This is a genomic window from Dawidia soli (assembly GCF_018598185.1).
In the GTDB taxonomy this organism is placed as follows: Bacteria; Bacteroidota; Bacteroidia; order Cytophagales; family Cyclobacteriaceae; genus Ohtaekwangia; species Ohtaekwangia soli.
This window is the reverse complement of the sequence record NZ_JAHESC010000096.1, coordinates 1-7,661: the sequence shown is the minus strand read 5'-3', so window position 1 is coordinate 7,661 and position 7,661 is coordinate 1. Positions and strand designations below refer to the sequence as shown.

Annotated in this window: 4 protein-coding genes; all 4 read left to right on the top strand. The window is 59.2% G+C overall.

Annotated elements, in window-relative coordinates; all coding sequences use genetic code 11:
• Positions 1-2,978, top strand: a 2,978-nt coding sequence (locus tag KK078_RS30035) for a SusC/RagA family TonB-linked outer membrane protein (protein WP_254094687.1), incomplete at its 5' end; no start/stop codon positions are given.
• Positions 2,979-2,996: 18 nt separating this feature from the next.
• On the top strand, positions 2,997-4,556 hold the full coding sequence (locus KK078_RS30030; protein ID WP_254094685.1) for a RagB/SusD family nutrient uptake outer membrane protein: 1,560 nt from the start codon (positions 2,997-2,999) through the stop codon (positions 4,554-4,556).
• A 164-nt stretch (positions 4,557-4,720) separates the two neighbouring features.
• Complete coding sequence (locus tag KK078_RS30025) at positions 4,721-6,439, top strand: exo-alpha-sialidase (protein ID WP_254094683.1); 1,719 nt, start codon at positions 4,721-4,723, stop codon at positions 6,437-6,439.
• Complete coding sequence (locus KK078_RS30020) at positions 6,436-7,503, top strand: family 43 glycosylhydrolase (RefSeq protein WP_254094681.1); 1,068 nt, start codon at positions 6,436-6,438, stop codon at positions 7,501-7,503. Before KK078_RS30025 ends, KK078_RS30020 begins: the two co-directional genes overlap by 4 nt.
• The last annotated feature ends 158 nt before the right edge of the window (positions 7,504-7,661 follow it).

The window sequence follows — 7,661 nt, the reverse complement described above, 5'->3', positions numbered from 1 at the left end:
ACGATACACCGTTGCCCGGCGTGAACGTGCTGGAGCGGGGCACCACCAACGGCACCACGACCGATGCCGAAGGAAGCTTTGAGCTCAACGTGGCCGGCGAAAGCAGCGTACTGGTATTTTCCTTTATCGGCTATAGCAGCCAGGAAATCACCGTCGGTACACAAACCACCATCAACGTACAGCTTCTGGCCGATGTCACCACCATCCGCGAAGTGGTTGTGATCGGTTACGGTGAACAGGAGAAGAAAGACCTGACCGGCGCCGTGTCGGTCATCAACAGCAAGAACATGGCGAATGTACAGGCAGCGACGGTGGCAGAAGCTATCCAGGGGCTGGCCCCCGGCGTAAACATCCGCAACAGCGGCCGGGCCGGCAGCGAGTCGACGATCGAGATCCGCGGCCTGGGTAACTTTTCCAACAATCAGCCCTTGTACGTCATCGACGGCGTGCCGACCATCGCCACCCGCGACTTTAACTCCAGCGACGTGGAGTCTATCCAGATCCTGAAAGATGCATCCGCCGCCGCCATCTACGGCTCGCGCGCCGCCAATGGCGTAATCATCATTACTACGAAGAAAGGCAAAGCCGGTCCGATGAAAGTTGATATCGCCGCGCGTTATGGTGTACAGACACTGCCGCGCTATGATTTTATGAGCGCCGCCGATTTCAAGAAGTACAACACCATGGCGTACCGCGAAGCCATTGAAGTAGAGAAGTTTCCGTGGATCATCGACCAGGGGTATCAGCAATATGCCGACGGCATCGACACCGACTGGCAGGAAGAGACGTTCCGCACCGCGCAAACACAGGACTACAACGTTACCTGTTCGGGAGGTAATGAGGTTGGCACGTACCTTGTATCCGGCAATTACTTCGGCAACACGGGCACCAGCGTGGGGTCGTCGTTCGATCGCTATAGCTTTCGCGTGAATACCGAAGGCCGCCGCGGCCGCTTTAAGATCGGCGAGAATGTGTCGATCGCCCGCGGCTCTTCCGACGACCTGATCACAAACCCTTTCTGGGACATGCTGCGCATGCTGCCGACCATTCCGGTATACGATGCAGCCAACCCTGGTGGCTTTGGGTATGGCAACGAAGCCAAAGCCCGCACCTTTGGTGTAAATCCCATCGCCCGCGAAACGCTGGAGGAGACCACCAACGACAACCTGCGCCTGCGCGGCAATCTCTATGCCGAGGTGGAGCTCCTCAAACCCAACGTGCTGACATACCGCGTCAATGCCGGCCTTGAAACCAGCGAAGAGCGCTATAAGTATGTACGCCGCGTCGGCAACTGGACGCTCAACCAGCCCTTCGATCCCTCGGCCGTGACCGAGAACCGCGGTCAGTATGTATCCACACTGCTGGAGAACACGCTGCACTTCAACAAAGAATTTGGTAAACACAAGGTAGATGCGGTAGGTGGGATAACCTTCCAGCGGCAGAAGTATGAGCAACTGTCGGGCACCAAGCGCAACCTGCTGTACATCGGCGGTAAATATTACGATGTGCTCGACGGCGGCACCACCGATCCGGAGTCGGGAGGCTTTATCAACGAAGACGTGCTGATCTCCTACCTGGGCCGGGTGAACTATTCGTATGCGGATAAATATTACCTCACCGGTACCATCCGGCGCGATGGCTCGTCGCGGTTTGCAAAAGAAAACCGCTGGGGTAACTTCCCCTCGATCAGCGCCGGCTGGCGGATCAGTGGTGAAGAGTTCTTCCGGGTGCCGTGGGTGGACGACCTGAAGATCCGCGCCAACTACGGCACCCTCGGCAACTCGAGCATCGGCCGCTCGATCGGCTACGGTGGCAGCTTCTATACCTCGAATATCTACAACCTCGGCAACTGGGATTACCTGTCGCTGTTGAATGCCACCATCATCTCCGTTCTGGGCGATGACCAGCACCTGGTGAACGGTGCCTCGCAAGTGAAGCTTGCCAACGCCGACCTGCGCTGGGAAACCAAAGAGCAGGTGAACATCGGTGCCGACCTGGCCTTCCTCAACTCGCGCCTGGCCTTCACGCTGGAGTACTTCGTGTCCACGACAAAGGATGTGTTGACGGAAATGCCCATCCTCCTGTCGACCGGCAACGACGGCGGAAACCCGTGGGTCAATGCCGCCAGCATCCGAAACAAGGGGGTGGAGATCGCCACCACCTGGAAAGACAACGTACAAGGGCTGAAATACAGCATTACCGCCAATGTGTCGACGCTGCGCAACGAAGTGCTGGAGCTGGGCTACGGCCGCAACGACATGATCACCTGGATGACGCGCACGCAGATCGGCGAGCCCATCGGCATGTTCTACCTGCGCAAGACCGACGGTTTGTTCCGCAGCGACGAAGACGTGCTCAACCACGTCGACTCCCGCGGCAAGGTCATCCAGCCCAACGCCAAGCCCGGCGATATCCGGTATGTGGATTATGACGACAACGGCGAGATCAACGACGCCGACCGGCACATCGTGGGCAACCCGTGGCCGAAGTTCGACCTGGGCCTGATCACCAACTTCGAGTATAAGAACTTCGACCTGTCGATGATCTGGTACGGAGCCTTTGGCCAGGATGTATACAACGGGTCCCGCGCCGCGGTCGAGCGCTTCGACGACAACTCCAATTACTTCGCCTTCGACGACGAGAAGCCGTACCAGGAAGATCCCAATAGCGACTTTCCGCGGTTGCTCTATGGCGACGACCGCAACGCCCGCGGCGATACCGACCGCTGGCTGGAAGACGGTTCGTACTTCCGCCTGCGCAACGTCACGCTGGGGTATAACTTCCCGCAGGCCCTCGCGCAGCGCCTGCACGTCAGCAACGCGCGTGTATTTGTGACGGGGCAGAACCTGGCTACGTTCACGAAATATACCGGCCTGGACCCTGATTTCACGGCACCCGACCTGTGGCGCCGCGGCCACGACGAAGTGCGGTACCCCAATGCGCGGTCGTTCCTGGTAGGTCTGCAGTTCAATTTCTGATCCCTAACGCACAACGGTATGAAAAATAGCAAACTATATATATTGATCGCAGTCTTCACCCTCAGCGGCATCGGCTGCAGCGAAGACCTGCTGGATGTCGAAAATCCCAATACCCCGATCGTTGACAACTTCTGGAAAACAGAAGCGGATGCCGAAATGGGCCTCAACGCCGCCTATAACATGTTCTACAAACCGTCTACGTGGACGCGCTGGATCTACTTCCGCTACGACCTCAGCTCCGACGAAGGGCATAGCACCAGCCCCTGGGGCGAGCTGGCCGACTGGACGCGCTTCCGCTATTTCAACTATAACTTCTGGGATGGCAACAACTGGCACTGGCGCGATTTCTACAAAGCGATCTTCCGCACCAACCAGGTGATCACCTACGTGCCCGAGATCCCCTTTGACGAAGGCCGGCGCGACCGCATCCTGGCGCAGGCCCGCTTTATCCGCGCGCTGTATTATTTCCAGATCGCCCTGCTGTGGGAAGACGCGCCCATCGTGCTGGCGCCGTCCAAGCCCGACGATCAGCCCGAGCAACGCACCGAGGCGGAGATCTGGGCGCAGGTGGAAGAAGACCTGAACTGGGCCAAGGACCGCCTGCCCGACGAGTGGGATGATGCCAACCTGGGCCGCGCCACCAAAGGCGCCGCCAAGGCGCTGCTGGCCCGCGCCTATGCACAACAAAAGAAGTACCCTCAGGCCCAGGCCGAGCTGGAGTGGCTGGTGACCGGCGACGGCAAGCAGTACTACGGCCTGGTAGACGACTACCGCGACAACTTCACCCACAACAAGGAGAACAACATCGAGTCGGTGTTCGAGATCCAGTTCAGCGATCGTAACAAGGGTAACGACGGCGACAACCTCAGCGCCTCCATGGGCTTTCAGCGCACACAGTTCTTTGCCCCCGGCGGCATTGGCTGGCAGGACGGAAAAGCCCGCGCCTGGCTGATCGACGAGTATAAAAAGGAAAAAACGAAAGACGGCAAGAACGACCGGCGCCTGCTCAACAATATTTTCTATAAGCAAGCCTATAAGGATTTCCCGGATGCCGCCAACAACGACACGCTGGTCTACAATCGCCCGTGGAACAACGACGACTGGGGCAACGAAACCTTTATCAAAAAGTACTCGACGTATTATTACCGCGACCGCGAAGATTACCATGCGCCTAACAACTTCCGGTTTATCCGCTACGCCGACGTGCTGCTGCTCTACGCCGAAATGCTGAACGAGAACGGCCAGACCGCCGACGCCTACGAATATGTAAACCGGGTGCGCGAGCGCGCCAGCACCAACCTGCCCAAGCTGGAAGACGCCTACCCCGAAATCGGCAACGACGCCGCGCTGTTCAGGAAGCGCCTGCAAATGGAGCGCAGCCTCGAGCTCTGCTTCGAAGCCGTGCGGTGGATGGACCTGAAGCGCTGGAACATGCTCAGCACCCAGTCCGGCATCGACGAGCTGCGCACACGCGACGTCGACTTCGATAACTTCGTGTTAGGCAAAAACCATCGCCTGCCCATCCCGCAGATCGAAGTAGACAACAATATTTACCTGGATCAAAACACGCCCTACTAGAAAAACAGCGCGAGTGTGAGCGCGAGAACGAAAAGATATTCTGTTTTTCTTCTTCGCGCTCACACTTACACTCGCTCTATTGCCAGGGGCTTGTGCCGTTCGACCTGATTCCTGTTTGATAACCCCACATCCCCACCGATATTCCGCTATAAACTTCACATCCCATGGCCGATATACCGCTGTATTGTTTTTTCTGGATAATGACCTTTCTAACGCCCGGGACGCCCGGCAGCAACCAGCCCCCGCGCGAAGCCCCCATCGACGGCATACGTATCGCCTGGGACCGCACCACGCTGCGGCAGCTGTCGCCAACGTCTGCGAGATATGCCGGCTATGCCCGCATGATCGTGCTGCACGACGGCAGCCTGTTCTGTGTCTATGAATGCCAGGGGGCGACCCACGCCATTCGCAGCGCCGACCAGGGCAACACGTGGTCGGAGCCCACGATCGTCGCCGCGCCCGAGAATGGCATTGCCCGCGTGGTGCCCGAAGTATTGCAATTACAAGACAAGAGCATCCTGGTGTCCTACAATCTGCGGCCGCCAGGCAACAACACCGATTCCACCAAACGTTTTGCCATTGAAGTCAAACGCAGCGTCGACGGCCGGCAATGGTCGGCTCCCGTACGGATCTATACCGCCGGCCACGAATTTGGCAACGGCTGCTGGGAGCCCGCGCAGATCCAGTTGCCCTCCGGCGAGATCCAGTTGTTCATCGCCAACGAAGGCCCCTATACGCAGACCAACGAGCAGGAGATCACCCTCTTTCGCTCGCACGACAACGGCGCCCACTGGACCGCCGGCGAGAAAGTAAGCTTTCGCAGCAAACACCGCGACGGCATGCCCGTACCGTTACGGCTGAAAAATGGACGGGAGATCGTCTATGCCATCGAAGACAATGGTGTGCCCGGGCAGCAGTCCTTTGTACCGGTCATCGTTCGCACGCCGGCCGGCGGCGCGTGGCAGAACGCACCCGTGCTGGCCGACAGTAAGGACCGTGCGTACGCCCTGGAGGCGCGCAACCGCGTACCCGCGTCGGCCTATGCCGGTGCACCCTATATCCGCCAGCTACCCTCGGGCGAAACGCTGTTGTCGTATCAAAGCACCGAGTGGCGCCACAACGCGCCGTGGGACCGCAGCGACATGGTCGTGGCCATCGGCGACGACGAAGCCCGCCACTTCAACCGTAAATCCCGCCCGTTCTATTTCGCCGACTCCACCCGCACGTGCCTGTGGAATTCCCTCGCGGTGTTAAACGACACCACCGTCGTGGCGCTCGGCTCCACCAACGGCCTGGGCTCCAACACGGGGGTGTGGATGATCAAAGGCTCCGTGGTACCGCCGGTGAACGCACCGCGGCACGCCGCGCGTATAAAGCAGCCGTTGTTCATCGGCGGATACGGCGCAACGCAGGCGCGCATCGGCCTGACGTGGGACAGTAAGCAGCTCTATATTCACGCCACGGTAAAAGATGCCGACGTCGTCGATCGCGGTTCCACCCGGGACGGACTCCGGTTGTACCTCGACCCGCACAATCGCGCCACGGCCACGCCGGAAACAGGGATCTTCACCGTGGCGATAGACGCGGCCGGCATCGTAACCTTTGCAGAAGGGGAGGAGGGAGCGTGGACCACCCGCAAACCTTCCGGCGTCAGGAGCACGGTTACCCGCACGGCGAATGGATACACGCTCGAAGTGCGCATCCCCTGGCCGGCACCCGGCGTCAAACCTGGTCACACCCTGCGGTTCCACGCAGTATTAAGCGATGCCACGACGACCGGCACAGCCTATGCCGAGCCGCTGTCGGGCAATGAAAACGATAAGCCCTATACATGGTCCCCTGTAAAAATTGTTAACGAGAAACACGAACACCCAGAGCAATGATGAAGAATATGTACATGGCCCTCTTGCTGATGGCCTGCCTGATACAATGCAAAAGCAGCAACGACGAAGGAGACGAGCAGAAGGATGTGGAGGTGCCGGAAGGGCACTATAAGAATCCCGTCTTTATACCCACGTTTGCCGACCCCACCGTCATCAAAGCCGACGACGGTTACTTTTACGCCTACGCCACCGAAGACGGCTGGGAGTATAACAAACCGGCGCATATTGTACCCGTGATCCGCTCGCGCGACCTGGTCCGCTGGGAGTTTGTGCGCGATGCGTTCGACGCCAAACCCGGCTGGAAGAACCCTGCGTTTGTCTGGGCCCCCGACATCAACCGGGTGAACGGAAAATATTACCTGTACTACTCGTTATCCCTCTGGGACGACCCCAACCCCGGCATCGGCCTGGCGGTAAGCGACTCGCCCGCGGGCCCCTTTGAGGATCGCGGAAAAATACTGCTGAGCGACGAGGTAGGCGTAAAAAATTCCATCGACCCGTTCTACTACGAGGAGGGCGACAAGAAGTATTTGTTCTGGGGCAGCTTCCGCGGCATCTACGGCATCGCGCTGAATGCCGACGGCACTGCCGTTGCCGGCGACAAATTCCAGATCGCCGGAGACTGGATGGAAGGTGCTTATATTTTCAAGCGCAACAACTATTATTATCTCTTCGGCTCCAACGGCCACTGCTGCCTGGGCCGCGAGACGCCGTACAACGTCAGGATCGGACGCGCTTCGTCGATCGAAGGCCCGTATGTCAACCAGCAAGGTCAATCGCTGATCACCCACGAGGGCAACGTGATCCTCGCAGGTGACCCATCGCCCGCCGTAACCACCGGCTTCGCCGGCCCCGGCCACAACGCCGAGATCATCACCGACGACGACGGCACCGACTGGTTCCTCTACCACGCCGTCGACAAAAGCCGCCCGCTGCTGCCCAACGGCGCCACCCGCCGCCCCCTCATGATCGACCGCATCGACTGGGTCAACGACTGGCCCCAGATCGCCAACGCCGCCCCCAGCGACACCGCCCAGCGTAAACCAGCACTGAGAACAGAGTGACCCGATAGCCATCGGGTGTGAAAAGTGAGAGCGGAAAAGCCGCGTGGCGCCAGAGGCGCCAGGTAGTAAACAAAGGCGCCCCGAAGCGGCGCCTACCACCCACTGGTTCCTGTCTTAGCCCTGTCGCGTATACACCTCAGACCCATCCGACGAAGGTG

Bases quoted from the DNA above. Each gene is read 5' to 3' on its own strand.
- KK078_RS30030 (WP_254094685.1), top strand. From the start codon at position 2,997: ATGAAAAATAGCAAACTATATATATTGATCGCAGTCTTCACCCTCAGC.
- KK078_RS30025 (WP_254094683.1), top strand. From the start codon at position 4,721: ATGGCCGATATACCGCTGTATTGTTTTTTCTGGATAATGACCTTTCTA.
- KK078_RS30020 (WP_254094681.1), top strand. From the start codon at position 6,436: ATGATGAAGAATATGTACATGGCCCTCTTGCTGATGGCCTGCCTGATA.